The sequence below is a fragment of the Rhodococcus rhodochrous genome, from assembly GCF_900187265.1.
Classification (GTDB): Bacteria; Actinomycetota; Actinomycetes; order Mycobacteriales; family Mycobacteriaceae; genus Rhodococcus; species Rhodococcus rhodochrous.
In genome coordinates this window covers 504658-530905 of sequence record NZ_LT906450.1, presented here as the reverse complement: position 1 = coordinate 530905, position 26248 = coordinate 504658, and the positions used below count along the sequence as shown (strand labels likewise).

23 protein-coding genes are annotated in these 26248 nt (G+C 68.6%); 6 read left to right on the top strand and 17 right to left on the bottom strand.

The window, feature by feature from the left end; genetic code table 11:
• Positions 1 to 89 precede the first annotated feature (89 nt).
• Positions 90 to 482 carry a VOC family protein gene (locus tag CKW34_RS02450; protein WP_059383075.1) on the top strand — a complete coding sequence of 131 codons (393 nt, stop codon included), beginning with the start codon at positions 90 to 92 and terminating at the stop codon, positions 480 to 482.
• Here CKW34_RS02450 and CKW34_RS02445 read toward each other — a convergent pair.
• From CKW34_RS02445 to CKW34_RS02430, 4 genes are all read right to left on the bottom strand, one after another.
• A complete protein-coding gene (locus CKW34_RS02445; RefSeq protein WP_059383076.1) occupies positions 419 to 1153 on the bottom strand; it encodes a helix-turn-helix domain-containing protein in 735 nt (244 codons plus the stop codon). The two genes, CKW34_RS02450 and CKW34_RS02445, sit on opposite strands and share 64 nt — an antisense overlap.
• 35 nt (positions 1154 to 1188) lie before the next feature.
• Positions 1189 to 4155, bottom strand: a complete 2967-nt coding sequence (gene topA / locus CKW34_RS02440) for a type I DNA topoisomerase (RefSeq protein ID WP_370670854.1) — start codon at positions 4153 to 4155, stop codon at positions 1189 to 1191.
• Between the two features lie 93 nt (positions 4156 to 4248).
• The gene (locus CKW34_RS02435; RefSeq protein ID WP_059383077.1) at positions 4249 to 4854 is read right to left on the bottom strand and encodes a hypothetical protein; all 606 of its coding nucleotides are present in this window, start codon (positions 4852 to 4854) and stop codon (positions 4249 to 4251) included.
• Positions 4855 to 5016: 162 nt separating this feature from the next.
• Positions 5017 to 5220: a cold-shock protein gene (locus CKW34_RS02430; protein ID WP_003935252.1), complete on the bottom strand. Its 204-nt coding sequence runs from the start codon at positions 5218 to 5220 to the stop codon at positions 5017 to 5019.
• 417 nt (positions 5221 to 5637) lie between these two features.
• Here CKW34_RS02430 and CKW34_RS02425 point away from each other — a divergent pair, with 417 nt between their 5' ends.
• On the top strand, positions 5638 to 7986 hold the full coding sequence (locus CKW34_RS02425) for a DEAD/DEAH box helicase (protein WP_059383078.1): 2349 nt from the start codon (positions 5638 to 5640) through the stop codon (positions 7984 to 7986).
• Between the two features lie 7 nt (positions 7987 to 7993).
• Here the strand turns inward: CKW34_RS02425 and CKW34_RS02420 are convergent, their stop codons facing one another.
• The 11 genes from CKW34_RS02420 to ssd form a co-directional block, all read right to left on the bottom strand.
• Positions 7994 to 9706, bottom strand: coding sequence for an ABC transporter ATP-binding protein (locus CKW34_RS02420; RefSeq protein ID WP_370670855.1), 1713 nt, complete (start codon positions 9704 to 9706; stop codon positions 7994 to 7996).
• 4 nt (positions 9707 to 9710) lie between these two features.
• A complete protein-coding gene (locus tag CKW34_RS02415) occupies positions 9711 to 10652 on the bottom strand; it encodes an ABC transporter permease (RefSeq protein ID WP_370670856.1) in 942 nt (313 codons plus the stop codon).
• 5 nt (positions 10653 to 10657) lie between these two features.
• The gene (locus CKW34_RS02410) at positions 10658 to 11581 is read right to left on the bottom strand and encodes an ABC transporter permease (protein WP_059383079.1); all 924 of its coding nucleotides are present in this window, start codon (positions 11579 to 11581) and stop codon (positions 10658 to 10660) included.
• Between the two features lie 81 nt (positions 11582 to 11662).
• The gene (locus CKW34_RS02405) at positions 11663 to 13276 is read right to left on the bottom strand and encodes a peptide ABC transporter substrate-binding protein (RefSeq protein WP_231921785.1); all 1614 of its coding nucleotides are present in this window, start codon (positions 13274 to 13276) and stop codon (positions 11663 to 11665) included.
• A gap of 447 nt (positions 13277 to 13723) precedes the next feature.
• Positions 13724 to 14080, bottom strand: a complete 357-nt coding sequence (locus tag CKW34_RS02400; RefSeq protein ID WP_059383081.1) for an Rv3654c family TadE-like protein — start codon at positions 14078 to 14080, stop codon at positions 13724 to 13726.
• Positions 14077 to 14442: a TadE family type IV pilus minor pilin gene (locus CKW34_RS02395; protein WP_059383198.1), complete on the bottom strand. Its 366-nt coding sequence runs from the start codon at positions 14440 to 14442 to the stop codon at positions 14077 to 14079. The genes CKW34_RS02400 and CKW34_RS02395 overlap by 4 nt, the downstream gene beginning before the upstream one ends.
• Positions 14443 to 14460: 18 nt before the next feature.
• Complete coding sequence (locus CKW34_RS02390; RefSeq protein ID WP_059383082.1) at positions 14461 to 14679, bottom strand: DUF4244 domain-containing protein; 219 nt, start codon at positions 14677 to 14679, stop codon at positions 14461 to 14463.
• Between the two features lie 46 nt (positions 14680 to 14725).
• On the bottom strand, positions 14726 to 15301 hold the full coding sequence (locus CKW34_RS02385) for a type II secretion system F family protein (protein ID WP_059383199.1): 576 nt from the start codon (positions 15299 to 15301) through the stop codon (positions 14726 to 14728).
• Complete coding sequence (locus CKW34_RS02380; RefSeq protein ID WP_059383083.1) at positions 15298 to 16101, bottom strand: type II secretion system F family protein; 804 nt, start codon at positions 16099 to 16101, stop codon at positions 15298 to 15300. The genes CKW34_RS02385 and CKW34_RS02380 overlap by 4 nt, the downstream gene beginning before the upstream one ends.
• Positions 16098 to 17270 (bottom strand): TadA family conjugal transfer-associated ATPase, encoded by a 1173-nt coding sequence (locus CKW34_RS02375; RefSeq protein WP_059383084.1) that lies wholly within the window; start codon positions 17268 to 17270, stop codon positions 16098 to 16100. Before CKW34_RS02375 ends, CKW34_RS02380 begins: the two co-directional genes overlap by 4 nt.
• Positions 17267 to 18337 (bottom strand): septum site-determining protein Ssd, encoded by a 1071-nt coding sequence (gene ssd, locus CKW34_RS02370; protein ID WP_059383085.1) that lies wholly within the window; start codon positions 18335 to 18337, stop codon positions 17267 to 17269. The genes CKW34_RS02375 and ssd overlap by 4 nt, the downstream gene beginning before the upstream one ends.
• 342 nt (positions 18338 to 18679) lie before the next feature.
• Between ssd and CKW34_RS02365 the strand changes: the two genes are divergently transcribed.
• Positions 18680 to 19534: an HAD family hydrolase gene (locus CKW34_RS02365; RefSeq protein ID WP_370670857.1), complete on the top strand. Its 855-nt coding sequence runs from the start codon at positions 18680 to 18682 to the stop codon at positions 19532 to 19534.
• Positions 19535 to 19984: 450 nt separating this feature from the next.
• Here the strand turns inward: CKW34_RS02365 and CKW34_RS02360 are convergent, their stop codons facing one another.
• Complete coding sequence (locus CKW34_RS02360) at positions 19985 to 20734, bottom strand: Fic family protein (RefSeq protein ID WP_059383201.1); 750 nt, start codon at positions 20732 to 20734, stop codon at positions 19985 to 19987.
• A gap of 198 nt (positions 20735 to 20932) precedes the next feature.
• Between CKW34_RS02360 and acs the strand changes: the two genes are divergently transcribed.
• Complete coding sequence (gene acs / locus CKW34_RS02355; RefSeq protein WP_059383086.1) at positions 20933 to 22864, top strand: acetate--CoA ligase; 1932 nt, start codon at positions 20933 to 20935, stop codon at positions 22862 to 22864.
• 60 nt (positions 22865 to 22924) lie between these two features.
• Here the strand turns inward: acs and CKW34_RS02350 are convergent, their stop codons facing one another.
• Positions 22925 to 24295: an MFS transporter gene (locus tag CKW34_RS02350; protein WP_059383087.1), complete on the bottom strand. Its 1371-nt coding sequence runs from the start codon at positions 24293 to 24295 to the stop codon at positions 22925 to 22927.
• A 201-nt stretch (positions 24296 to 24496) separates the two neighbouring features.
• Here CKW34_RS02350 and nhaA point away from each other — a divergent pair, with 201 nt between their 5' ends.
• The gene (gene nhaA, locus CKW34_RS02345; RefSeq protein WP_059383202.1) at positions 24497 to 25723 is read left to right on the top strand and encodes a Na+/H+ antiporter NhaA; all 1227 of its coding nucleotides are present in this window, start codon (positions 24497 to 24499) and stop codon (positions 25721 to 25723) included.
• Positions 25723 to 26238 (top strand): phage holin family protein, encoded by a 516-nt coding sequence (locus CKW34_RS02340; protein WP_016693234.1) that lies wholly within the window; start codon positions 25723 to 25725, stop codon positions 26236 to 26238. The genes nhaA and CKW34_RS02340 overlap by 1 nt, the downstream gene beginning before the upstream one ends.
• Positions 26239 to 26248 lie beyond the last annotated feature (10 nt).

The following is a 26248-nucleotide window of genomic DNA, read 5'->3' as shown; positions in this document are numbered from 1 at the left end:
GCTCAGCCTAACGACCGGGTCCGACGGGTCCGGATCACGTGTCCGAAACGTTCAAGACGGCTGCACGTCCTCGGTCCTACCGTCGGGCCATGACCATTCATTTCTCCGCAGTGGGCCTCGTCGTCGCCGATCTCGATCGGTCCTTCGCGTGTTATCGCGTGCTCGGCCTCGACCTGCCCACCGAAGCACCCGAGGCGCCGCACTTCGAGGTCACTCTGCCCGGTGGTCTGCGCCTGATGTGGGACACCGTCGAGTCCGTCCGCAGCTTCGATCCGGAGTTCGAGCCGTCGTCCGGAGGCGGAGCGGCGCTCGCCTTCGACTGTGGTTCCCCCGAGGCGGTCGACGAGACACTTGCAGCGTTGGTCGAGGCGGGGTGCATATCGACGAAGGCCCCCTGGGACGCGTTCTGGGGACAGCGCTACGCGAGCGCGATCGATCCCGACGGCCACGGTCTCGACCTGTTCGCCGCGCTCCCGGGATGACGCCGGACCAGCTCACCGAGGGTGACGCCGGACAGTGCACGGACCTCCCGGGCCAGATGCGCCTGGTCGCTGTACCCGCAGTCGGCCGCGACACGGGCGAAGTCGTCGCCGGCCCGGGCACGCGCGACCGCCCGACGGAAGCGCAGTACCCGCGACAACGTCTTCGGTCCGTATCCGTAGGCCCGGGCCGAGCGACGCCGCAGTGTCCTGTCGCTCCAGCCGAGGATCGCGGCGACTTCCGTGACGGCCGCGCCGGAGGCCAGCGCCCGCGCGAGGTCGGCCATCGGATCGTGTTCGTCGACCGTGCCTCGGACGGCGTCGACCAACGCAGCGACGGGATCGTCCTCGGCTCGAACCGCGAGGAGACGCACACGACGTGACGGCCACAGATCGTCGAGCGGAACCCGTCGATCGGTCAGCTCGCTCGCGTCGACGCCGAAGAACCGCGGCCCCAGGCCGGGTTCGAACCGGACGGCCGTCAGCGGTCGATCCGCCGCCAGATCGGAGAACTGGGACGTCGTGTCCGGGCCGGCGACGAGGAAGCCGTCGGCGGGCCGGATGAGGTCCATGCATCCGTCCGGCAGCACGTGGGTTCCGCCCACGCGGGCACCGGACGGCTCGGACCGCCACAGTGTGACGCCGGGGATCCCCGACGGCAGTTCGCGGTACACACCGTGAGGTTATCCGCGTACGCCGACGGGAACCGTCAGTCCGTCGTCTTCTTCGCGGCGGCCTTCTTCGTCGTCTTCTTCGCCGCCGTCTTCTTGGCGGTGGTCTTCTTGGCGGCCGTCTTCTTCGCTGCCGTCTTCTTCGCGGTCTTCTTGGCCGGACCACGTGCCCGACGGTCGGCGAGCAGTTCGGACGCCCGCTCGTCGGTGATGGACTCGACCTCGTCGCCCTTGCGCAGGCTCGCGTTCGTCTCACCGTCGGTGACGTACGGACCGAACCGGCCGTCCTTGATCACCATCTGCTTGCCGCTGACCGGGTCGGTGCCCAGCTCGCGCAGCGGCGGCGTGGCGGCGGCCTGCCGGCCGCGGCGCTTCGGCTCGGCATAGATCTTCAGCGCTTCCTCGAGGGTGACGGTGAAGATCTGTTCCTCGTTCGCGAGCGACCGCGAGTCGGTGCCCTTCTTCAGGTACGGACCGTAGCGGCCGTTCTGAGCGGTGATCTCGTCGCCGGACTCCGGATCGACACCCACCACACGCGGCAGCGACAGCAGTTTCAGGGCGTCGTCCAGGGTGACCGTGGACAGGTCCATCGTCTTGAAGAGCGAACCCGTGCGCGGCTTCGGGCCGGTCTTCTTCGCGGCCTTCTTGGCGGGAGCCTTCTTCGCCGTCTTCTTGGCGACGGCCTTCTTGGTGGCGGTCTTCGTGCCGCCCTCACCCTCCGAGCCGAGTTCCTCGACGGGGATGGGCGTGACGTCCGGCTCCGGTTCGGGCTCGGGCGTCGGATCGGGGATCAGCTCGGTCACGTAGGGACCGAAGCGACCCTCCCGCGCGACGATCTCGTAGCCGGTCGACGGATCGACACCGAGGACACGTCCCTCCTGCGGCGTCGAGAAGAGCTTCTCGGCGTACTCGAGGGTGAGCTCGTCCGGCGGCAGGTCGTCGGGCAGGTTCGCGCGCTGCGAGGTCGGCTCGGCGTCGGGATTGTCGGGGTCGGTGACCATCCGTTCGAGGTACGGACCGAAGCGGCCCACGCGCACATGGATCTCGCGACCTTCGGAGTCGTCGAACAGGCGGATGGAGTTGATCTCGCGGGCGTCGATGTCCTCGAGGTTCTCCCCCACGAGCTTCTTCAGGCCACCCTTGCGGGCGACCGACTCCTCGTGACCGTCGTCGCTGCCGAAGTAGAACCGCGTCAGCCAGTCGGTGCGCTGCCGGTGACCGGAGGCGATCTCGTCGAGATCGTCCTCCATCCCGGCCGTGAAGTCGTAGTCGACGAGCTGGGCGAAGTGCGCCTCGAGCAGGCCGATGACGGCGAACGCCACCCACGACGGGACGAGCGCACTGCCGCGCTTGTAGACGTAGCCGCGGTCGAGGATGGTCTTGATGATCGACGCGTAGGTCGAGGGGCGACCGATCCCGAGCTCTTCGAGCGTCTTGATCAGGCTCGCCTCGGTGTACCGGGCGGGCGGGTTGGTGGAGTGACCGTCCGGATCGAGCTTCGTCGCGGTGACCGACGCGCCCTCGGACAGGTTCGGCAGGCGCGACTCCGCGTCGTCCGACTGACCGCCGGCCTCCTCGTCGACGCTCTCGACGTACGCCTTGAGGAAGCCCGGGAACGTGATGGTGCGGCCCGACGACGAGAAGGTGCACTCCTCGCCGGTGCCCGCGGTGCCGGTGATGCGCAGCGTGAGCGTGGTGCCCCGCGCGTCGGCCATCTGCGAGGCGACGGTGCGCTGCCAGATGAGCTCGTAGAGCTTGAACTCGTCGCCGTCGAGGCGCGAGTGCAGCTCGCCGGGGGTCGCGAAGACGTCGCCGGCGGGGCGGATCGCCTCGTGTGCCTCCTGCGCGTTCTTGACCTTGCGGGTGTACTGGCGCGGCGTCGGATGAACGAACTCGGCGCCGTACAGCTGGGTGGCCTGTGCGCGGGCCGCCGCGATCGCCGACTCCGACAGCGTCGTCGAGTCGGTACGCATGTAGGTGATGTAGCCGTTCTCGTACAGCCGCTGCGCGGTGCGCATGGTGCGTTCGGACGAGAACCGCAGCTTGCGGCCCGCCTCCTGCTGCAGCGTCGACGTCATGAACGGCGCGTAGGGCTTGCGGGTGTACGGCTTGCTCTCGGCCGAGGACACCGTCAACGCGACACCGGCGAGTGCCTCCGCGAGGCGGCGGGCGCGGTCCTCGTCGAGGACGACGACACCGTTCGACTTCAGGTTCCCGTCGGGCCCGAAGTCGCGACCCGATGCGACGCGGGAACCGTCGACGTTGACCAGGCGGGCACCGAACGACCGGGGGCTCGCGTCGGCGCCGGCGTCCATCGTGGCCGCGATGTCCCAGTACTCGGCGGACTTGAACGCCATGCGCTCGCGTTCGCGCTGCACGATCACTCGGGTCGCCACCGACTGCACACGACCCGCCGACAGACGGGGCATGACCTTCTTCCACAGCACGGGGCTGACCTCGTAGCCGTAGAGACGGTCGAGGATGCGGCGGGTCTCCTGCGCGTCGACCAGGTCGGTGTCGAGGTCGCGGGTGTTCTCTGCGGCCGCACGGATGGCGGGCTCGGTGATCTCGTGGAAGACCATGCGCCGGACCGGCACCTTGGGCTTCAGGGTCTCGAGCAGGTGCCAGGCGATGGCTTCGCCCTCGCGGTCGGGGTCGGTGGCGAGGTAGAGCTCGTCGGCGTCCTTGAGCAGGCTCTTCAGCTCGGAGACCTTGGACTTCTTGTCGGCGCTGACGACGTAGAGCGGTTCGAAGTCGTGGTCGACGTCGACACCGAGCCGTGCCCACGACTCGCCCTTGTACTTGGCGGGGACGTCCGCGGCGCCGCGCGGCAGGTCGCGGATGTGACCGACCGATGCCTCGACGACGTAGTCGCGGCCGAGGTAGGGGGCGATCTTCCTCGCCTTGGTCGGGGACTCGACGATCACGAGCCGACGCGTGCCCGACGAACCGCCCGCAGTGCTCTTCTCCCGTGCTGCCACCGTGCCGCCCGCACCTTCCCTCATTGCCGACATGTCGCCTTGTTCGAAGACATGTATACCGACCCGTTCCCCAGACGCGGCCACACACAGGGTCGCACATCCTCGGGGAACGACTCTTCACAAGTGATGATCACCCGGTTCCACGTGCGGCCAGATCCGGCGTGCCGCGTCGGCGTCCGGAGGTGCACCGATGTTCTCGACGAGCCTCGTCAGACGCCTCCGACCGGAGATCCTCAACCCCGGCCCACCGGTGCCGTGCGTACCGATCAGGGTCGGTGCGATGCCGGCGCGCATGAGCGCCTGCGCCAGGGTCGCGTGGGTGTCGGGAGCCGTCGGGTCCAGACCGAGAACATACTGTGTTCCCTCGACCTCCATGCGACCGGACGCGAGGAACCACGCACGCTGGGCACGCGAGGACGGGACCCAGCCGGTCGGGACCACCTTGCCGTGGTCGCTGCTCCACTGGGCCGCGAGCGGGACGAGAGCGGGGTCCGCGGACGTGCCGACGGTGAACACCTCGCCGTCGGCGACGATCTCCGTTCCGACTCCCGTATCGGTCACGAGCTGCGCGATCGCACGGGCGCGCCACTCGGCGTCGACCTCGACGGTCAGCACCGCACCGTCGCCGGTGAGACGCGCGCGTCCGTGTGCCGCGAGCAGGCCGCTCAGGTCGGCCAGGGCCGGCGGCATCGTGTCGGCCCCGAAGAAGGACAGTTGACTCACGGGTCCTCCTCTCACGGCTCCGTGAGCGCGACGGGCGGCGAGGTCTCGCGACCGGTTCGCGCACACGTCCCGGAAAAAGCATCGTCCCCCATCACCTGAGGCGACGGGGGACGATCGGGCGAGGTGGTTGACCTTGCCCGGTTGCTCGCTCGAGCGGGTGGATCAGAGTGCGCGCACGCCGGTGGCCTGCGGACCCTTGGTGCCCTGACCGACCTCGAACTCGACTCGCTGGTTCTCCTCGAGGGTGCGGAAGCCGGAACCCTGGATCTCGGAGTAGTGAACGAACACGTCGGCGGAGCCGTCCTCAGGAGCGATGAAGCCGAAGCCCTTCTCCGCGTTGAACCACTTCACAGTGCCCTGTGCCATGCTTTTCCTTCTCTTTCTAACACCGGATTCGACGAACCGCCGGGTACGCGATCCGCCAGGTCCCGGTTCCGACCGCTGTACTTCTCGAGTCCCCCGTTGGAAGAGCTAAAGCACCGCGCTCGCAACCATCGATCCTGCGAGCGTGCACTTTTCCAAGTCTACGAACACAGAAGCTGCGACCGGGTGTCAGTCAACCACGTTCTGGGCACGCGCAACAGTAGGAATGGGCACAAACGTGCCAATTCCCTGATCTTGTTCACGCCTCGGTAGCATTACCCACGGGTAGCTGTTGCTCCCATGTTACGGGAGGCCACTGCGGCCTCACTCGTCCCGGAACCCCGGGTCGCCCGCATCCGGCACACTCCTATCCGACAGACGTTTTCGACAGACACCTCGTCCGACCCAGCGGAGTACTGCGTGACCGGCTCGCCCTTCCTGCACAGCGGCGACGCCCCCGCCCCCACCTACGGCCGCGAGCTGCTGGACCGCCTGTTGGCCGGCACCCCGACAGGCGAGTCACCGCTGACCCACGTCGCGGAGATCCCGGCCCGGCCCGCCCACCACAGCCACTGGCCGCAGTGGGCACACGAGGACGTCGTCCGGGCCTTCCGCGAACAGGGTGTCGAGCGTCCCTGGCACCACCAGGCGACTGCCGCCGACATCGCGGCCGGCGGGGAACACGTGGTGGTGTCCACCGGCACCGCGTCGGGCAAGTCGGTCGCCTACCAGCTGCCCGTCCTGAGCGCGCTGGCCGACGACCCGCAGGCCACCGCCCTGTACCTGTCGCCCACGAAGGCCCTCGGTGCCGACCAGTTGCGCGCGGTCACCGAACTGACCTCGGACATCGACGCACTGTCGAGCGTGTGCGCGTGCGCCTACGACGGAGACACCTCCACCGAGATCCGGCAGTGGACGCGCCGGCACTCGCGCTGGATCTTCACCAATCCCGACATGCTGCACCTGTCGCTGTTGCCCGCCCACGCGCGATGGGTCCGGTTGTGGCGGCGCCTGCGGTACGTCGTCGTCGACGAATGCCACTCCTACCGGGGTGTGTTCGGCTCGCACGTCGCACTGATCCTGCGTCGGCTCCGGCGCGTGGCCCGCCGGTACGGCGCCGATCCCGTCTTCGTCCTCGCCTCCGCGACGACCGCGGAACCGGGGGCAGCGGCGTCCCGGCTCGTCGGAGCACCCTGCCGCGAGGTCACCGAGGACGGTTCGCCCCACGGACCCCGCACGGTCGCGATGTGGGAGCCGCCCCTGCTGCGTGAACTCACGGGCGAGCACGGCGCCCCGGTGCGACGGGCCGCCGGCACCGAGGCCGCGCGTCTTCTCGCCGACCTCGTCGTCGAGGGAGCCCGCACGTTGGCGTTCGTCCGGTCGCGTCACGGCGCCGAACTCACGGCGATGGGCGCGCGCCGACTCCTCGCCGAGGCGGCCCCCGATCTCGTCGACCGGGTGGCGGCCTACCGCGCGGGTTATCTCGCCGAGGATCGGCGGGATCTCGAGGCCGCTCTCTCCGACGGTCGTCTGCTCGGCGTCGCCAGCACCAACGCCCTCGAACTCGGGGTGGACATCGCCGGCCTGGACGCGGTGATCGTCGCCGGATTCCCGGGCACGGTCGCGTCCTTCCGTCAGCAGGGCGGCCGCGCCGGTCGCCGCGGGCAGGGTTCGCTCGTCGTGCTGGTCGCGCGGGACGATCCGCTCGACACCTATCTCGTGCACCATCCGCAGGCACTGCTCGACCGGCCGGTCGAGGCGACCGTCACCGATCCGAACAATCCGTACGTTCTCGGACCCCAGCTCCTCTGCGCTGCATCGGAACTGCCGCTCAGCGACGCCGAAGTCGAGGAGTTCGGCGCGATCGACGTCCTCACGGACCTCGCGGAGCAGGGACTGATCCGGCGCCGCCCGCACGGCTGGTTCGTCACCCCGGGAACGCAACCGCACGGAGACGTCGAGATCCGCGGCGGGATCGGCCATCAGGTCTCGATCGTCGAGGGCGACACCGGCCGCATGCTCGGCACCGTCGACGCGGCCCGCGCGCCCGCGACCGTTCATCCCGGAGCGGTGCACCTGCACCAGGGCGAGTCCTTCGTCGTCGACGAGTTGTATCTCGAGGACGGCATCGCCCTCGTCCACGCCGAGGACCCGGAATGGTCGACGAGCGCACGCGAGATCACCGACATCTGCTGCATCTCCGTCGACGAACACCGCGACTTCGGGCCCGTGACGGTCGCGTCCGTGGGGGTCGAGGTGACGCACCGCGTGGTCGGTTATCTGCGCCGCCTGCCGTCCGGAGAGGTGCTCGACCAGATCCCCCTCGAGATGCCGGAGCACACGCTCGACACCCGCGCGGTGATGTACACGATCGACCCCGGCCTGCTCGACCCGATCGGGGTGACCCCCGATCGGGTGCCCGGTGCACTCCACGCCGCCGAGCACGCCGCGATCGGTCTGCTCCCCCTGCTCGCGACGTGCGATCGCGGCGACATCGGCGGTGTCTCCACCGATCTTCATCCCGACACCGGGCTGCCCACCGTCTTCGTCTACGACGGACAGCCCGGCGGTGCGGGATTCGCCGAACGCGGATACCACCGGATCACCAAGTGGCTCACCGCGACCCGCGATGCTGTCGCGGCCTGCGAGTGCGCCGCCGGATGTCCGTCGTGCGTGTACTCCCCCAAGTGCGGGAACGGCAACGATCCGCTCGACAAGGCCGGCGCGGTCGCCGTCCTCGATGCCGTCCTCGCTGCGATCGAGGGATGACGCCGGCTCAGGCCACCGGTGCGCCGCCGATGTCGGCCCGTTCGGTGGCCAGCAGCGCGGCACGTGCCTCGCGTCGGCGCGCCTGCTCGGCCGGATCCGGGACGGGCACGGCCGCCAGCAACCGCTTGGTGTACGGATCGGACGGCGATCGCAGGATGCGATCGGTGCGGTCGAACTCGACGAGCTTCCCGGCACGCATCACGGCGATGCGACGGGCGAGCACCTCGACGACGGCCAGGTCGTGGCTGATGAACAGGCATGCGAAACCGTACTCGCGCTGCAGTTCCCGGAACAGATCGAGCACCTTGGCCTGCACGGACACATCCAGAGCGGAGGTGGGTTCGTCCGCGATCAGCAGGGTCGGTTCGAGAGCGAGCGCCCGGGCGATGCCCACACGCTGACGCTGTCCGCCGGAGAGCTGGTGCGGATAGCGGTTGCGCATGTCGCGGGGCAGATGCACCTGGTCGAGGAGTTCTTCGACCTTCCTGTCCCGCTGCGTACGGTCCATCTCGGTGTGCAGCAGCATCGGCTCGGCGATGGACTGCCCGATCGGCCACCGCGGATTGAGCGACGAACCCGGATCCTGGAAGACGATGCCGATCCGGCGGCGCACCGGACGCAGATCGCGCGCCGACATCTTCGTGATGTCGACACCGCCGACGGACAACGAACCCGAGTGCAGCCCGACCAGGCCGACCGCGGCCTTGCCGATGGTCGACTTACCCGAACCCGACTCACCGACGAGCCCGACGACCTCACCCGGCTCGATGTCGAGACTCACCCCGTCCACGGCACGGAAACCGCTGTTGCGACGGGCACCCGGGTACTCGATCACCGCGTCGACCAACCGGAGCGCGTACTGCACATCGGGAGTGTCGTCGGCACCCACCTCACCGGCGCGCGAGCCGAGATGGGGCACCGAGGCGAGCAGTTCGCGGGTGTAGGCGTGCTCCGGCGTGCCGAAGATCCGATCCGACGTCCCCTGCTCGACGATCGCACCGTTGCGCATGACGATGATGCGGTCGGCCATGTCGGCGACGACCCCCATGTCGTGCGTGATGAGCACGATCGCCGCGTCCACCCGCTCGCGCAGGTCGCGCATGAGCTGCAGGATCTCCGCCTGCACCGTCACGTCGAGAGCGGTGGTCGGCTCGTCGGCGATGAGCACCGACGGCTCCGATGCCAGGGCCTGCGCGATCATCGCGCGCTGACGCTGACCGCCGGAGAGCTGGTGCGGGTAGTAACCGACGCGCTTCTCGGGTTCGGGCATGTCGACGAGACGCAGCAGCTCGATCACGCGCTTCTTCGCCTCGGCCTTCGTCACGTCGGCGTGCGCGCGGATGGCCTCGGTGATCTGCCACCCGATCGTGTAGACGGGATTGAGAGCCGTCATCGGCTCCTGGAAGATCACGGCGATGTCCTTGCCGCGCACCGAGTTCAGCTCACGTTCCGTCAGCCCGACCAGTTGGCGTCCACCGAGGGTGATGCTGCCGTCGACCCTGCTGTTGTCGGCGAGCAGACCCGGTACCGCCATCGCGGTCGTGGACTTGCCCGAACCGGATTCGCCGACGATCGCCACGATCTCTCCGCGCGCCACCTCGAACGAGACATCGCGCACGGCGGTCCGCCAGGTCCGGTCCACCTCGAAGTCGATGGTCAGACCGGAGACCTGCAGGATCGGGGCGCCTGGGGTGGTCTTCTCACGCATATCGAGACTCATTGCGTCAGCTCCGTTTCGGGTCGAGCGCATCGCGCAGCGCATCACCCATGAGAATGAAGGCCAGCACCGTGACGGACAGGAAGCCTGCCGGGAACAACACCAGATGCGGCGAGGTGGAGAGATAGTTCTGGCCCAGGTTGATCTGCAGACCCCAGGACATGGCCGGCATCTGCAGGCCGATACCGAGGTACGACAGCGCTGCCTCGGCCGCGATGAACGTACCGACGGCGACGGTGGCGTACACCAGCACCGGGGTCAGGGCGTTCGGGAGGATGTGCCGGACGAGGATGCGGAAGGTCGACGCGCCGAGCACCTGCGCGGCCTGGACGTACTCGCTGCCCTTGACGGCGATGACCGACGACCGGACCAGGCGCATCGCTGTCATCCAGCCGAAGGCGATCAACGCCATCGCGACCGTCAGAGCCGTCCTCTCACTGGTCACGGTCAGCAGCACGAGCGCGCCGAGCAGGAGCGGGATACCGAAGAAGACATCGGTGAACCGTGCCAGCACGCTGTCGAGGATTCCTCCGAAATATCCTGCGAGCGAACCGATCAGTACGCCGATGACCAGCACACCGATGACGGCCAGCAGACCGATGGACAGCGACACGCGGGCGCCGTAGACGACGTTGGCGTAGTAGTCGCAGCCCTGCAGGTCCGTTCCGAACCAGTGCTGCGCGCTGGGTGGGAGGCGGGTGTCCGACAGGTCGCAGGCCCGCGGATCGATCCCGCGGGCGAACACCTGCGGCACCACCGCCATCGCGACGAGGACGACGGTGATGACGGCTCCGAACCAGAAGAACGCGCTGCGGCGCAGCTTCTTCCACGCGTTGCCCCACAGACTGGCCTGGCCGACGAGCTCGACAGCCTCACCGGTCATGACATTTCCCGGCTCGCCTTCCTGCACGGCGTGCTGGCGGGCGGCCTCGGCGTTATTGGAATCCATCACCACTACTCGTATCTGATCCGTGGGTCGAGGAAGGCGTACAGCACGTCCACGACGAGATTGAAGAAGATGTAGAAGAAGACCATCAGCGTGACGATGCCGACGACCACAGCACCTTCCTGGTTCTGCACAGCGTCGAAGATGGCGCGGCCGAGTCCGGGGATGTTGAACACCGACTCGGTGATGATCGCACCGCCGAGCAACGCACCGATGTCGGCACCGATGAACGTCACGACCGGGATGAGACTGTTGCGCAACGCATGACGGGTGACGATGCGGCTGTAACCGACGCCCTTGGAACGGGCGGTGCGGATGTAGTCGGCCGCCATCGACTCCGAGACCGCGGTGCGCGTCAGTCGCGCCACGTAGGCCATCGACAGGGATGCGAGCACCAGCCCGGGCAGCAGGTAGCTGTACCAGCCTTCGTTGATACCGGCGATCGGGAACAGACCCAGCTTGTATCCCAGGACGTACTGCGAGACGAAACCGAGGACGAACACCGGGATCGAAACGAGCAGCGTCGACGAGACGAGCACGAGGTTGTCGAAGAAGGAATTGCGGCGCAACGCTGCGAGCACACCGGCCGTGACGCCGATGAGGATCTCGAAGATCACTGCCACGGCGGTCAACTGGATGGTGACCGGCAGCCGTTGCGAGATGGTGTCCAGCACCGGCCTACCGGAGAAGTCGGATCCGAAGTCGCCCTGGAACAGTCCGCCGACGTACTTGATGTACTGGACGAAGAACGGATCGTCGAGGTTGTACTGGGCGCGGAGCTGCGCCACGACCGCGGGAGCGAGCGGGCGATCGCCCGCCAGCGCGCGAATGGGATCGCCCGGAAGGGCGTAGACCATCGCGAAGATGAGGAACGAGGCGCCGATCAGGACCGGAACGGTCAGCAGCAATCGGCGCGTGATGAAGCGACCCACTGGGTTCTCCTATACGGAACAGAACGTCCTACGCGGGTGGTGGGGTGCCCCGACTACGCGGGACACCCCACCACTCGTCACTCAGCCGACCGTGACCTCTTCGGTCACGATGTCACCGAACGCGTCGATCTTCACGTTGTCGACCCGGTCGCTCGTCACGGCCTGGTTCAGTCCGTAGAAGAGCGGCGTGGCGGGCATGTCGCGGAACAGGATATCCTCGGCACGCTGGTATTCCACCGTGGCCTCGTCGAGGGTGTCGGCGTTGTTACCGGCCGACAGCGCCCCGTCGAACTCGGGGTTGCTGTAGAAGGACATGTTCGAACCGGCCGGCGGCGTCGCAGCCGTGCTGTAGACGGGCGCCAGGAAGTTGTACAGCGACGGGTAGTCCATCATCCAGCCCATCCGGAACGGACCGGTCATGCCCTTGTCGTCCTGCAGCGGCAGGTACTGCGCGAACTGCAGGTCGCCGCGAAGCGCGTACTCGACACCGAGGTTGCTGCGGAACTGGTTGCCGATCGCGGTCATCCACTGGTCGTGCCCGGCTCCGGCGTTGAACCACAGATCGACCGGCCGGCTGCGATCGAAACCGGCCTCGTCGAGAAGCTTGTTGGCCTGCTCGACGTTCAGCTCGCACTTGGCCCCGCAGGCGTCCTCGCGGTAGCCCTCGACGACGGGCGACCCGAAGGAGGCGGCCGGCGTGCGGGTGTCGGTGAAGATGGCCGTGGTGATGGCCTGACGATCGATCGCCATCGAGAATGCTTCGCGGACACGGGGATCGGCGAAGCGCTCGTCGTAGGTCGGGAACGAGAGCGCGGTGATGTCGGGACGGGCACGCTCGACGTAGCGATCACCGAACTGGTCGCGGGCGGTGGCCCAGGCGTCCGGCGGCAGATCCAGCAGCACGTCGAGTCCGCCGGCCTGGACGTCGGTGAAGGCGGTGGTCAGTTCGGTGTAGACCTTGAACTGCACGCCCTCTGCCTGCGCCGGGTTGTCGCCGGCGTAGTCCTCGTACTTGGTCACGGTGAAGCCCTGGCCGTCGACGAAGTCCTCGTCGGCCTTGAACGGGCCGTTGCCGATCGGACGGCGACCGAATGCGTCGGGATCGTCGAAGAATGCCTCGGGCAGGGGGTAGAACGCGGTGTACCCGAGGGTGACCGGGAAGATCGCGAACGGTTCCTTCAGCTCGACGGAGATCGTCGTGTCGTTCACGGCCTCGAGGCCCGACATAGCGGTCGCGGCGGGCTCGGCACCGTCGGCGGCCTGCAGCTCGTCGTATCCCTTGACGTTCTCGAAGAAGTAGGAGGCACCGAACGCATTGGTGCTCAGCGCGGTGTAGTTCCACGCGTCGACATACGACTTCGCGGTGACGGGAGTTCCGTCGTGGAACGTCCAGCCCTCGTTCAGTTCGATGGTCCAGGTCATCTGGTCCTCGGACTCGACCGATTTCGCGACGCCGGTGTACTCCACCTCGCTGGTCTCGTCGTTGTAGCGCACCAACGGCGTGAACAGCGACTTGAGGACCTGATTGCCCTCGCTCTCGGTGGTGTTGCCCGGAACCAGCGGGTTCTCGGGCTGCATGATGTGCAGGCTGTAGACGCCCTCGGCACCGGAAGCGCTGCCGCCCCCACATGCCGCGAGCAGGCCGGCAGCCACGAAGCCTGCCGACACGGCCGCGATTACGCGCTTGACCCTCAAGATCGATCCTCCCTCAGTTCCTACCGGACGGGGTCGCCGTCCGCGCAGGCCGCGATGGTCCGCGGTGTCGGTGTGGGCCACAGTGCGAATCGATGCACAGCCCGGAATGTCGGAGGACTCCAGCCAGACCTGGAGAGTCCGTCACGCGGCGTCCCCGATCGGGGACCGGAAAAAGAACGAACGGAATACCTTCGTAATCGAGCAGGACCACACGTCGCCTGCCGGATACGTCGATGTGAAAGGGTTCCGACGACGGAACCGACCCTCATACGCGCACTACATCCGCTCCCGCACCCCTTACCGCCGCCCGACCGGGAACCGGAATTGCTTCGTCCACCACCACTGTGTCCACAGTCGTCTATGACGACCGTCACACATAATAAGCACAGGTAAGCGACGAGCGCGAATCCCCTGGATACGGCCGTGAGCGACCCCTCGGCGGCCTCATCAGGCAGGACCGGCTCGCGCGACGGCCGTCGCCTCCTTCCCACCGAAGAGGGCCGACACCGCAGTGGAGACCTCGACGACCGCATCCCACTCGTCGATCTCGCAGCGCCGCAAACGTACTCGCATCCGCATGGTGATCGGCTCACTCGCCTCGCATGCCCGCACGATCCCGCGGTCCAGCGCCGAGGCGACCGCCACCGCCGCCAGGTCGGCCGCCGCCTGCGCACGATGACGTGCGGCGACGACCGACCCGACGTGCAGCAGCGCGGCCGTGATCGCGATGAGACCGGCCATCACGGCGCAACCGATCACGCTCGCGCTCCCGTCGTCGCCGAGCAGGTGCGGACCCGGCCTCATCGCGTTCCTTCCGGTTCGCGCACCGCCACCGCCTCGGCCGTCAGAGTCAGCAGTGGGAGTAGTGGGCCGTCCGCGGTCACAACCGCCACGATCAGATCTCCCTCCTCGCGTACCGTCACGCGTGCGTCCGGAGGTGCGACGCGCATGGCCACCTCGACCGCCCGCGCCTGGTCTCCCCGCGCGGTGAGGCGGGCGGCTTCACGCGCGGCGTCGTGACACCTCACCTGGTACGCGATGCCCAGCACCGCGCCGATGCACAGCACGAGTGCCGTCACCAGGCTTGCGACGGCGAGAGCCGCCTCGACGGTGACTCCTCCTTCGTCCTCACGAACGAAGGCGCGTAACCATCGTCGTCCGAGCATCTTTCGCATGCCTCGGTGTCACACCGCCGTGTTCAGGGCACGCTCGACGATGCCCGTCAGCGCGGACACGATCGAGTCGCCGGTCACCACCGTGTACAGCACCGCCCCGAAGGCCGCCGCCGCGATGGTCCCGATCGCATATTCCGCCGTCGACATGCCGTCGTCCTGCACGACGAACCCACCGAGACGACCACGCAGACCACGTGCGAGCTCTGCGGCCGGTGTTCGTTTCCCCATCTTCCGTCCCTCCCATCCGTGCGGCGCGGACCGTCCGCGCCGACGCTCACATCAGCCCCGCACCCAGGACGTCCCGCGCCAGGCCGACGACGACCGGCACGATGCCCAGGCACACGAAGGCAGGCAGAAAGCACAGACCGAGCGGCCCGCTCACGAGCACTCCGGCCCGATCGATCTCGGCGGCCACCCGGTCCTCCGTCTCGGCGCGATGCCGGACCGCCAGTTCGGCGACGGTGTCCGACAGGGGCGCACCCGATTTCGCGGATCTCCTTGCCGCGCGGGCGAAGTCGTCCAGAGCATCGACCGCTCCCGAACCTTCCCATGCCTCGGCCGGGTCTGCTCCGAGCGCCAATCTGTCGGCGCCTCTCCGCAGCTCCGCTGCGAGGTCGGGTGGGGCGGACTCCGCGACGACCCGTGCCGCAGAGCCGGCGGGCATCCCTGCGCGCAGGCACGCCGCAAAGAGGTCGAAGGCAGCGGGAACCGCGTGCGGGTCGGTCTCGGATGGGGGTGTATCCGGTTCGGAAGCGATAGATCTCGTGGAGGAAACACGGCTCGTTCCGCGAGGCATCGGAGCGACGACGAGCGAGGCCGCTCCCAGGAACACCGCCCACGTCGCGCTCATGTGCCCACCCGCGCCGCGATCCGGTCCGTCCACAGCAGACCCGCACACGCCAGCGCCGTGCCGACCACGAGCATGACGCCACCGAGACCACCGGCGAGAAGAATCGCGAGCGGAGCGGCACCCATGAGCTGACCGAGACCCACCCCGAGCACCGGCAGTCCCGCCAGGACCGTCGCCGTGGCCCGGGCGCCGGCGAGCCCGGCCTCCGTGCGGGCGCGGATCCGCATACGTGCGGCCAGGTCGACCCGCGCGGCCCCGAGCAGTTCGGCGAGAGCGAGACCGTGACGGTCGGAGACCGCCCACGCATCGGCGACACGCCCCAGACTGTCGGCGACGCCACCACCGTCCGGAGATGCTGCGGCCGAACGTAAGCCGTGCGCTGCCGACCCACCGAGTCGTGCCCGGGCCGCAGCGACCCGGAATGCACCGGCGACGGGTCCGGCCGTCTCCCGGGCCGCCGTCTCGCACGCGTCGGCGGGATGCGTCCCGACCCGCAGGTCGGCGATCACGGTGTCGAGCCCCGACAGCAACATCCGCCGTTGCCGATCGAGCTCCGCAGCACGACGACGCGATCGACGCCGCCCCACCGCGGTCGATGCGACGATTGCGCCGGCCACGGCCGGCGTGATCCCCACCCACACCACGACCGTCACGAGCACGACGATCACCACCCCGAGGACGAGGACGCGCGGTATCGGGGGCAGCGCCGCGTCGGGCACGCCGCGGCGCAGTCGGCGACGGGCGGAGGGCGAGGGCAGGACGAACAGCGCCGCCACCAGGCACAGGATCGGCGCGCTCACGGCATTTCCCGTCGCTGCAGGATCCGCTCGAGGATGTCCGTACCGTGCTCGTCGCCCCTCTCGTGGGTCCATGCGGGGGTGACGACGACGCCCGCGACGGGGTCCCGCTCGACCACGCCGATCCCCACGAGACGTCGCACTCCGTCGGTACTGCGGTGGACGTGCAGAACGACCTGCACCGCTGCGACGAGCTGGCTGTGCAGCGCCGCCCGGTCGAGACCGCCGAGTGCGGCGAGGGCCTCGAGTCGCGCGGGCACCTCGTCGGGCGAATTGGCGTGCACGGTCCCGGCACCACCGTCGTGCCCCGTGTTCAACGCGGTCAGGAGATCGACGACCTCGGCGCCTCTCACCTCACCGATGACGATGCGGTCCGGGCGCATCCGTAGTGCCTGGCGCACGAGATCGCGGACGGTGACCTCGCCGACGCCCTCCACGTTGGGTGCCCGTGCCACGAGGCGCACCACGTGCGGGTGGGCCGGGACCAGTTCGGCGGCGTCCTCGACGCAGACGATGCGTTCGGTCGGATCCACCGCGCCGAGCAGCGCCGCGAGCATCGTCGTCTTCCCCGCACCCGTGCCGCCGACGACGAGGAAAGCCAGGCGCGCGCGGACGATACGGAGCAGCAACCGGTAGGCGGCCTCCGAGACCGCACCGCGGTCCCGCAGCGCTTCGAGTCCCTGGGTCGCGGGTCGCAACACTCGCAGCGACAGGCACGTCCCGGCCTGCGCGACCGGGGAGAGCACCGCGTGCAGCCGGACACCGAACTCACCGTGCCCGGGCAGTCTGCCGTCGACCCACATCTGGGCGTCGTCGAGTCGACGCCCGGCGAACAGTGCCAGTCGCTGCGCGAGTCGTCGGACCGCTGCCTCGTCGGGGAAGGTGACCCTGGTCAGGTGCAGCCCGTTGCCGCGATCCACCCACACGCGGTCGGGCGCGGTGACGAGCACGTCGGTCACCGCCGGGTCCGCCAGCAGATCCTCGAGCGGTCCCGCACCGGTCAGTTCGGTCTGCAGATGCCGCAGTGCCGCAAGCAGATCGGAGTCTCCGAGCACGCCACCGGATTCCGCGCGCAGGGCCGCGGCGACGCGTGCCGGGGTGAGCTCACCGGTCTCGTCGGCCAGCCGGTCTCGGACCCGCGCGAGGAGGTCGTCCCCGAGGGTCCCGGTCATGCCGCGCGTCCCGGGCCCACGCGGTCGGTCCCGACGGCCACCAGCACGTCGTGTGCCGCCCCGAGCAACGGCGAGCGCGGCCGCAGGCGCAGGCCGCCGCGTTCGAGCATCTCGGTCAGGCCCGGTTCGGGACGCATCGAGGTGAGCACGTCCAGGCCCACCGCGTCGGCCACGTCGACGGCTCGCAGTCCGCCCGGTGCAGGTCCGCGGACGACGACTCCGGCGGGCTCACCCCGCGCCGCGAGCGTGCGGGCGATCCGGGCAGCGGAGAGCACCGCACCGATCCGGGCCGGTACGACGACGACGGTGAGGTCGGCCAGCGCGATCACCGCGTCGGCGACCGGGTCGAAGCTGCGCCCCACATCGCAGACGACGGTTGCTCCCGCTCCGCGTACCCCTTCGACGACCGATTCTGCGGCGACCGCGGTGAGCCGGTCGATGTTCTCGCGGTCGGTGGACAGGACGCCCACCCCGGATGCCCATGCGGGCACGGCGTCGCGCAGGGCACGCGCGGAGACCCGTCCTCCGTCGACGGTGAGACCGGACCACCGCACTCCGGGACGTTCCTCGAGACCGGTCAGGACGTCGAGTCCCGCGCCGAACGGATCGGCGTCGACGAGCAGGGTGTCGCGGCGTTCGTCGTGTCCCGCGGCCCAGGCCAGCGCGGCGGCGAAGGTCGACGCGCCCGCTCCCCCGCATCCCCCGACGACCGCGAGGACGGTGCCGGTACCGGTGGAGGGTTCGTCGGCGGCCGCGACGATCGAGAGCAGTTCCACCTCCTCGGACGGGAGGGCGAGGACGTGTTCGGCGCCGACGATCGTGGCCGCCTGCCAGTCCGCCAGGCCGGCCGTCCCGCTGCACACGAGGATCACACCGGGGCGGCGGAGACAATCGGTCGCGCACGCCGCTGCGGCGGACGCGTCGAGGACGACGATCCGCGCGTCGGTCCACGCCCTGCGGGGCACCGGCACGGTCATCTCGTGCAGCGTGCGGTCGGCCGCCGCGACCACGCGACGGAGGTCGGCGACCAGCGCGGGATCGTCGACCAGTCCGAGGATGTCGTTCATGCCCGACAGGCTGCCCCGCCGCGGGGTCGTGAACGTCGCGGAAACGGCCTCGGAAGCCCCACCTGTGGATGGATCGGGGGCCTGTGGACAACCCTGCCGGCCGCCCCCTTGCCGGACCTGCGCGCAGGTCGACGAGTGTAGAAGACAGTACGAAAACGTGTGGGGAAGGCCCTCAGACAAAGCGACAGCCCTCGCCAGGGGGAGGAGGCGAGGGCCGTCTGCGTTCAGCCCCGGGGGTCGGGCTGAACACAACCCGAGTATCGACCCGGGCATTCGCGATAGTACACCGTTAGGCGTGACTGCTTGCAACTTCAAACACCGGCCCGGCGCGCCCCTATTGTGGTGATCGTGACCGATACGTCCGTGGACCCGTCCCGACCGGCCCCGTCGACGGGGGGCTCACCGGACTCGGCCCGCATCGCAGCGTTCTTCGATCTCGACAAGACCGTCATCGCCAAGTCGAGCGTGCTGGCGTTCACCCGACCGTTCTTCGAGGAGGGTCTCCTCAGCCGTCGGGCCGTGTTGCAGAGCACCTACGCCCAGCTCCTCTACCTGGTGTCGGCGGCCGATCAGGCCCGGGTGGACCGGATGCGCGAGCACATCGCGCACATGTGCAAGGGATGGGACGTCGAGCAGGTCGGATCGGTCGTCGAGAAAACCCTGCAGGACGTCGTGACACCGCTCGTCTACGCGGAGGCGAAGGACCTGATCGCCGATCACCGGGCCCGTGGTCACGACGTGATCATCGTGTCCGCGTCGGGCCAGGAAGTGGTGACTCCGATCGCCCGGACACTCGGCGCCTCCCACAGCACGGGGAGCCGGATGCGGATCGTCGACGGCCGCTACGCCGGCGAGCTCGAGTTCTACTGCTTCGGGGAGGCGAAGGCGGTCGCGATCCGCGAACTCGCCGAGCAGTACGGCTACGACCTCTCCCGCAGCTACGCGTACTCCGATTCGGCCACCGACCTGCCGATGTTGCTGGAGGTCGGCAATCCGCGCGCGGTCAACCCCGACCGCCCACTGCGCCGGGCGGCAAACGAAAACGGTTGGCCTGTTCTCACTTTCGCCCGTCCCGTGCCGCTCGGACGTCGCGCCCGTCCGTCGCCGCGCGCCCTGGCGACGCTCGCTGCCATCCTCGGGGCGACCGCACTGATACTGGGTGCCACCCGCCGGCTGGCCGAACGCCGGATGCGTTGACACTCAGGGTCACTCGCCGGGAGATCGAAAGCGAAGCATTGCCGCGGGGGGGCTTGCCGACATCTCGCGGACGGGGTAGAAAGGAGTTACGGAAGGACGGAAGGCCAAGACCGAATCGGAAGAGAAGATTCGATCTCCCGACTGTTCTTCCCAGCACGGACACCGAGTACCCACGCGAAGCCGATGCCACTATAAGGGCACAAGTGTTGTGGGCCTGCGAGTTCCGGATTTTCGAAGACGAGTACCCCGCACCCGTTGCGAGGACGAATCGACGATACCCGGATCATCGCCGAGGCCGTTGAATCACAACCCATTTCAGCACGCATGGTAACTCGGACCGCCCGTGCTAGCGGGTGGCGGAATCGATCTCGATCGATATGCCACCCGCTTTCGCGTGCAGGGGATTTCGCGTACAGGCCGCGGTTCGGCCGGCGAAGCCCCGCCCGGCACTCAGCCGGCGAACGCCTCGGCGATCGAGCCGGCCTCACGAGCTCCGGCCTCGAGCGACCCGCAGCAGAAGAGCACCCAGCCGCCGACGCCCTCCACGGTCCCCGCCCCGAATCCGGCGACCCCGTCGCGGTAGGCCTGCAACCGGCGCATCCAGTGGACCTCCGGTACGCCCAGATTGCGCGTGTCGAGTCCGGACGCGACGCACACGAGCCGGGACGCGGCCCGCGCCACGATGCCGTCGGCGACACCGAAGGGCTTCAGGACGGACAGTTCACCGTGCACGACCGCCGCAAGAACGGGCGCCGGGGCGTTCGTCCCCCCGGTGACGAGTTGCGCGAGCCCGTCGAGACGCTCGGCGACCCCCGGCTCCGTCCGCGGACGACCCAGCTCCTCGGCGTCCTCCACGAGATCCGCGGCAGCGAGCAGGTGCAGGCGGGCGAGCGCCTGGAGCGGGGCACGTCGCCACGTCGCGACCATGTTGCCGAGCGCGTCGCCGTCGAGCGACTGCGCGACCCGCAGCGCTCCGGCCAGGATCGGGTCGCCGCTCTCCCCCGGCTGCGGAAGTTCCGTCGATCCGCCGTCGATCGACGCGGAGGCGCGGGCGGCCCGCACCGATGCCTCCGCGGCGGTGTTCGCCCAACCACGCCGATTGGTTCGATGACGATGCACCTCCGCGAGCGCGTCGCGGGCACGGTCGGCGGCGTCGCGTACGCCCGGAAGGTCGACGAGAGGCTGAAGAGGGTCGGTCACGTCGACGACGGTACCGGCGCGGATGCGGTGGACGGACGAGAGGTTCACCGGTCGTGCCCGAATGCCGTTCGTCGCGCGAATTCGACCGATGAGCGAAAGTGACGGGGTTGCATATCGATGCAACGGTGCGGCGCCGGTCACAGATGATTACGCTCACAAGAGCCCGAATGGAACCATCCCGGAAAGAGGCCCCGCACCATGACGAGCGCAGCCCAGGAGCACGAATCGAAGGCGTACCCGCCGAGCCCGGAGTTCACCGCCACGGCCAACGCCGGTCCGGAACTGCAGGCCGCGGCCGACGCCGATCGGCTCGGATTCTGGGACGAGCAGGCGAAACGGCTCGACTGGGCGGAGCCCTGGACGGAAGTGCTCGACTGGTCGAACGCTCCCTTCGCGAAGTGGTTCGTCGGCGGCAAGCTCAACGTCGCCTACAACTGCGTCGACCGGCACGTCGAGGCCGGTAACGGTGATCGGGTCGCCATCCACTTCGAGGGCGAGCCCGGCGACAGCCGGTCGCTGACCTACAACGACCTCCTCGCCGAGGTCTCCCGCGCCGCGAACACCTTCACCGAACTCGGTCTGGTCGCGGGCGATCGCGTCGCGATCTACATGCCGATGATCCCCGAGGCCGTCGTGACCATGCTCGCGTGCGCGCGTCTCGGCCTGACCCACTCGGTGGTGTTCGGCGGCTTCTCGTCGTCGGCGCTGCGGTCGCGCATCGACGACGCGCAGGCCAAGCTGCTCGTCACGGTCGACGGTCAGTGGCGTCGCGGCCAGGCCGCGCCGCTCAAGGCAGCCGCCGACGAGGCCGTCGCCGGCGCGGAGTCGATCGAGCACGTGCTGGTCGTCGCGCGCACCGGCATCGACGTGGAGTGGACCGACGGCCGCGACCTGTGGTGGCACGAGACCGTCGAGAAGGCGTCGCCGGAGCACGAGGCGCAGCCGTTCGACTCCGAGCATCCGCTGTTCATCCTGTACACCTCGGGCACCACGGGTAAGCCCAAGGGCATCATCCACACCTCGGGTGGCTACCTGACGCAGGCGTCGTACACCCACCACTACGTCTTCGACCACAAGCCGGGCAAGGACGTCTACTGGTGCACCGCCGACATCGGCTGGGTCACCGGCCACAGCTACATCGTCTACGGCCCGCTGAGCAACGGTGTCACCCAGGTCGTCTACGAGGGCACCCCCAATTCACCGAACGAGCACCGGCACTTCGAGATCATCGAGAAGTACGGGGTGTCGATCTACTACACCGCTCCGACGCTGATCCGCACGTTCATGAAGTGGGGTCGCGAGATCCCCGACGCCCACGACCTGTCGTCGATCCGTCTGCTCGGCAGCGTCGGCGAGCCGATCAACCCGGAGGCGTGGCGCTGGTACCGCGAGGTCATCGGCGCGGATTCGGCCCCGATCGTCGACACCTGGTGGCAGACCGAGACCGGCGCGATCATGATCTCGCCGCTGCCCGGCATCACGGCCACCAAGCCCGGCTCGGCGATGGCGCCGCTACCCGGCATCTCCGCGAAGATCGTCGACGACGAGGCCCAGCCGCTCGGCCCGGGCGGTAACGGGTACCTGGTGCTCGATCAGCCGTGGCCGGCGATGCTGCGCGGCATCTGGGGCGACGAGCAGCGTTACCGCGAGACCTACTGGTCGCGCTACGAGGATCAGGGTTGGTACTTCGCCGGCGACGGTGCGCGCTACGACGACGACGGAGCGCTGTGGGTGCTCGGCCGCGTCGACGACGTCATGAACGTCTCCGGTCACCGCATCTCCACCTCGGAGGTCGAGTCGGCGCTCGTGTCGCATCCGTCCGTCGCCGAGGCCGCGGTCGTCGGTGCCGCGGACGAGACCACCGGTCAGGGCATCGTCGCGTTCGTGATCCTGCGCGAGCACGTCGAGAACACCGGCGACACGCTCATCAAGGAGCTGCGCGATCACGTCGCGGTGGAGATCTCCCCGATCGCCAAGCCGCGCCAGATCACCGTGGTGCCGGAGCTGCCGAAGACCCGGTCGGGCAAGATCATGCGCCGCCTGCTGCGCGACGTCGCCGAGGGTCGCGAGCTCGGCGACACCTCGACGCTCGTCGATCCGGCCGTCTTCGACGCGATCCGCGGCAAGTAGCCGAACGACGAAGGCCCCTTCCGGATCGGATCCGGAAGGGGCCTTTCGCGGTCGGTGCGATTACACCTCGTCGAGCGACCGGTCGCGCGTCTCCTTGACGATGAGCAGCGCGACGAAGGTCGTCGCCGCGGCGACGAGCAGGTAGATGCCCACCCAGCCGACGCCGTAGCTCGTGGCGAGCCAGGTCGCGATGAACGGGGCGACGGCGGCACCGAGGATGCTCGAGACGTTGTAGGAGATCCCGGAGCCGGTGTAGCGGACGTTCGTCGGGAACAGCTCGGGCAGGATCGCGCTCTGCGGTCCGAAGGTCAGACCCATGAGCAGCATGCCGACGATGAGGAAGAACAACATCCGTCCGGAGCTCATGCCGTCGCTCGACAGCAGGAGCTGGAAGCACAGACCGAACACCATGATCGCGCCCGTGACGACGAGCAGGGTGGAGCGACGGCCGTAGCGGTCGGCGAGCCATCCGGCGAGGGGCACGGCCGCGGCGAAGAACAGCACCGCGACCAGCTGCAGCACGAGGAAGTCCGAGTACTGGAAACCGGCGCCGTGGCCGCCCTCGGCGGGGGTCTTGCCCGTTCCGAAGCTCAGGACCCAGGTGGTCATGATGTAGAAGAGCGTGTACGTCGCGAGCATGACGAAGGTGCCGATGATCAGCTGGCGCCAGCTGGTCTTGAACACCTCGGCGAGAGGCGTCTTGACCTTCTTGCCCTCGGCGACCGCCTTGGCGAAGACCGGCGTCTCCTCGAGCTTGAGCCGCACGTACAGGCCGATGATCACCATGATGGCGCTGAGCAGGAACGGGATGCGCCAGCCCCACTCGAGGAAGGCGCTCGACAGGTCGGGCTCACCGTTGTCGTGCCCGAGTGCCAGCGTGATGATCAGGAACAGGCCGTTCGCGCCGATGAAGCCGATGGGGGCGCCGAGCTGCGGCCACATGGCCGCCCACGCGCGCTTACCGGGTTCGGCGGTCTCGGTGGCGAGCAGCGCCGCACCCGACCACTCCCCGCCGAGCCCCAGACCCTGGCAGAAGCGCATGAGCGCCAGCAACGCCGGTGCGATGAGCCCGGCCTGGTGGTAGGTCGGCAGCAGACCGATGAGGAAGGTCGCGATGCCCATCGTCAGGAGCGAGCCGACGAGGGTGACCTTGCGGCCGATGCGGTCGCCGAAATGTCCGAAGACGACGGACCCGACCGGGCGGGCGACGAAGGCGATGCCGAACGTCGCGAGGGAGGCGAGCAGCGCGGTCGTGCTGTTGCCCTGCGGGAAGAACAGGTGCGGGAAGACCGAGACGGCGGCTGTCGCATAGATGTAGAAGTCGTAGAACTCGATGGACGTGCCGACCATGCTGGCGACGACGATGCGCCGGCGCGGAACGCCTGCGACGAGCGAGGAACCGCCGTCCTCCACTCCGACCGATGTGCTCACTGAACCATCCCCACTACTCCACTCACATTCTGAGACCAGATCCCACTTACTAGGAAAAGTGAACACCCGAGTTTCCGCTCATCGCAAATCGGACACTCCTACGGACGCCCCCCGTCCGGCGTTAGACTCTCCCCCGGTGTGCCGGGAAGTCTGGTCGGCGACGGTTCGCCCGTGCCCGTATCCGCCCAGCGAAAGACGCCCGTGTCCGACACCTCCTCACCCACCTGGACCGCCCCTCTGGGTCGCTTCCTCCGCACCGAGACGGTCGGCGGTTCACTGCTGCTCATCGCCGCAGCGATAGCGCTGATCTGGGTCAACTCCCCCTTCGGCGACTCCTATCTCGCTCTGCGGGACTTCGAGATCGGCCCGGAGTCCCTGCACCTGCACCTCTCGGTGGGCGACTGGGCCAAGGACGGCCTGCTCGCGGTCTTCTTCTTCGTCGCGGGCCTCGAACTCAAGCGTGAGCTCGTCACTGGCGAACTCGCCGATCGCAGGAAGGCGATCCTGCCCGTGATCGCCGCATGCGGCGGCGTGATCCTTCCTGCCGTCATCGCAGCCGTCGTCGGCTGGGGTGCGCCGGGAATGGACCGGGGTTGGGCGATCCCCGTCGCGACCGACATCGCCTTCGCTCTCGGCGTGCTCGCCCTCACCGGTTCGCGCATCCCCACCAGCGCCCGGGTGTTCCTGTTGAGCCTGGCGGTCGTCGACGACCTCATCGGCATCGCGCTCATCGCGATCCTGTTCACCTCGGGACTCGCCGTCGCGTGGCTGCTCGCCACAGTGGCCGCAGCGGCGGCGTACTGGTTCGCGCAGCAGAAGCGCATCACCACGCCGTGGTTGTACGTGCCGCTCGCGCTGTTCACCTGGTACGCCATGCACAACGCAGGCATCCACGCGACCGTCGCCGGGGTCCTCCTCGGCCTGCTCACCCGTGTCCGCACCGATCCCGGGGAGGACTACGCACCCGCCGAGCGGCTGGTCCACCACATCCAGCCGTGGTCCGCCGGTCTGTGCGTCCCGCTGTTCGCCCTGTTCGCATCCGGTGTGCCCATCGGTGCGGAGATGCTCGGCCAGGTGTTCACCGATCCTGTCGGCCAGTCCGTCGTCCTCGGACTGCTCCTCGGCAAGACCGTCGGGATCTTCGGCGCCACCTGGATCTCGATCCGGCTCGGTCTCGCCACCCGCCCGACCGGGCTGATGTGGGGAGACGTGTTCGCACTCGCCGTGATCGGCGGCATCGGGTTCACGGTGAGCCTGCTCATCGCCGAACTCTCGCTCGGTGACATCCACGGTGGCGAGCCCGCCGAGATCGCCAAGGCCGCCGTGCTGGTGACATCATTGATCGCCTCTGTCCTCGGGTCGGCGCTACTGTTACGGCGTGGGCGCGCCCACCGCCAACGGAACGAACCAACCGAAGGGGTCGAGTAGTGAGCGTGACGAACGCGAATCGTCCGGAGAACGGAGTCCCGTCGAGCATTTCGGGCATCCCGTTGACGAAGGTGGACGCTCCGACACCCCGCGATGCCAGTGTGGGCGAACTGGTACGCGACGCAGCGACACAGCTGTCCACCCTGTTCCGCGCCGAAGTCCAGCTCGCCAAGGCCGAGGTGACCGGTGAGGTCAAGAAGGGCGTGCAGGGCAGCCTGTTCTTCATCCTCGCGCTCGCCGTGCTGACCTTCAGTTCGTTCTTCTTCTTCTTCTTTCTCGCCGAACTCCTCGATGTCTGGGTGGCGCGCTGGCTCGCCTTCCTCATCGTCTTCCTGATCATGCTGGTGGTGACGGGCCTGCTGGCACTGATCGGCTATATGCGGGTCCGTAAGCTGCGCGCACCCAACAAGACCATCGACTCGCTCAAGCAGACCGCGTCGATCCTCCCGAGCAGCCAGGACGGACACGATGCGGACGGCCCGCGCCACGCCGCGCCGCGTCACGCCACCCGCTGACGAACCGGAA

What these genes read in the sequence shown, in the direction of transcription:
- CKW34_RS02450 (WP_059383075.1), top strand. Translation starts at nt 90, where the DNA reads ATGACCATTCATTTCTCCGCAGTGGGCCTCGTCGTCGCCGATCTCGAT.
- topA (WP_370670854.1), bottom strand. Translation starts at nt 4,155, where the DNA reads ATGAGGGAAGGTGCGGGCGGCACGGTGGCAGCACGGGAGAAGAGCACT.
- CKW34_RS02430 (WP_003935252.1), bottom strand. Translation starts at nt 5,220, where the DNA reads ATGGCACAGGGCACTGTGAAGTGGTTCAACGCGGAGAAGGGCTTCGGC.
- CKW34_RS02420 (WP_370670855.1), bottom strand. Translation starts at nt 9,706, where the DNA reads ATGAGTCTCGATATGCGTGAGAAGACCACCCCAGGCGCCCCGATCCTG.
- CKW34_RS02415 (WP_370670856.1), bottom strand. Translation starts at nt 10,652, where the DNA reads ATGGATTCCAATAACGCCGAGGCCGCCCGCCAGCACGCCGTGCAGGAA.
- CKW34_RS02400 (WP_059383081.1), bottom strand. Translation starts at nt 14,080, where the DNA reads ATGAGGCCGGGTCCGCACCTGCTCGGCGACGACGGGAGCGCGAGCGTG.
- CKW34_RS02395 (WP_059383198.1), bottom strand. Translation starts at nt 14,442, where the DNA reads ATGCTCGGACGACGATGGTTACGCGCCTTCGTTCGTGAGGACGAAGGA.
- CKW34_RS02390 (WP_059383082.1), bottom strand. Translation starts at nt 14,679, where the DNA reads ATGGGGAAACGAACACCGGCCGCAGAGCTCGCACGTGGTCTGCGTGGT.
- CKW34_RS02385 (WP_059383199.1), bottom strand. Translation starts at nt 15,301, where the DNA reads ATGAGCGCGACGTGGGCGGTGTTCCTGGGAGCGGCCTCGCTCGTCGTC.
- CKW34_RS02375 (WP_059383084.1), bottom strand. Translation starts at nt 17,270, where the DNA reads ATGACCGGGACCCTCGGGGACGACCTCCTCGCGCGGGTCCGAGACCGG.
- ssd (WP_059383085.1), bottom strand. Translation starts at nt 18,337, where the DNA reads ATGAACGACATCCTCGGACTGGTCGACGATCCCGCGCTGGTCGCCGAC.
- acs (WP_059383086.1), top strand. Translation starts at nt 20,933, where the DNA reads ATGACGAGCGCAGCCCAGGAGCACGAATCGAAGGCGTACCCGCCGAGC.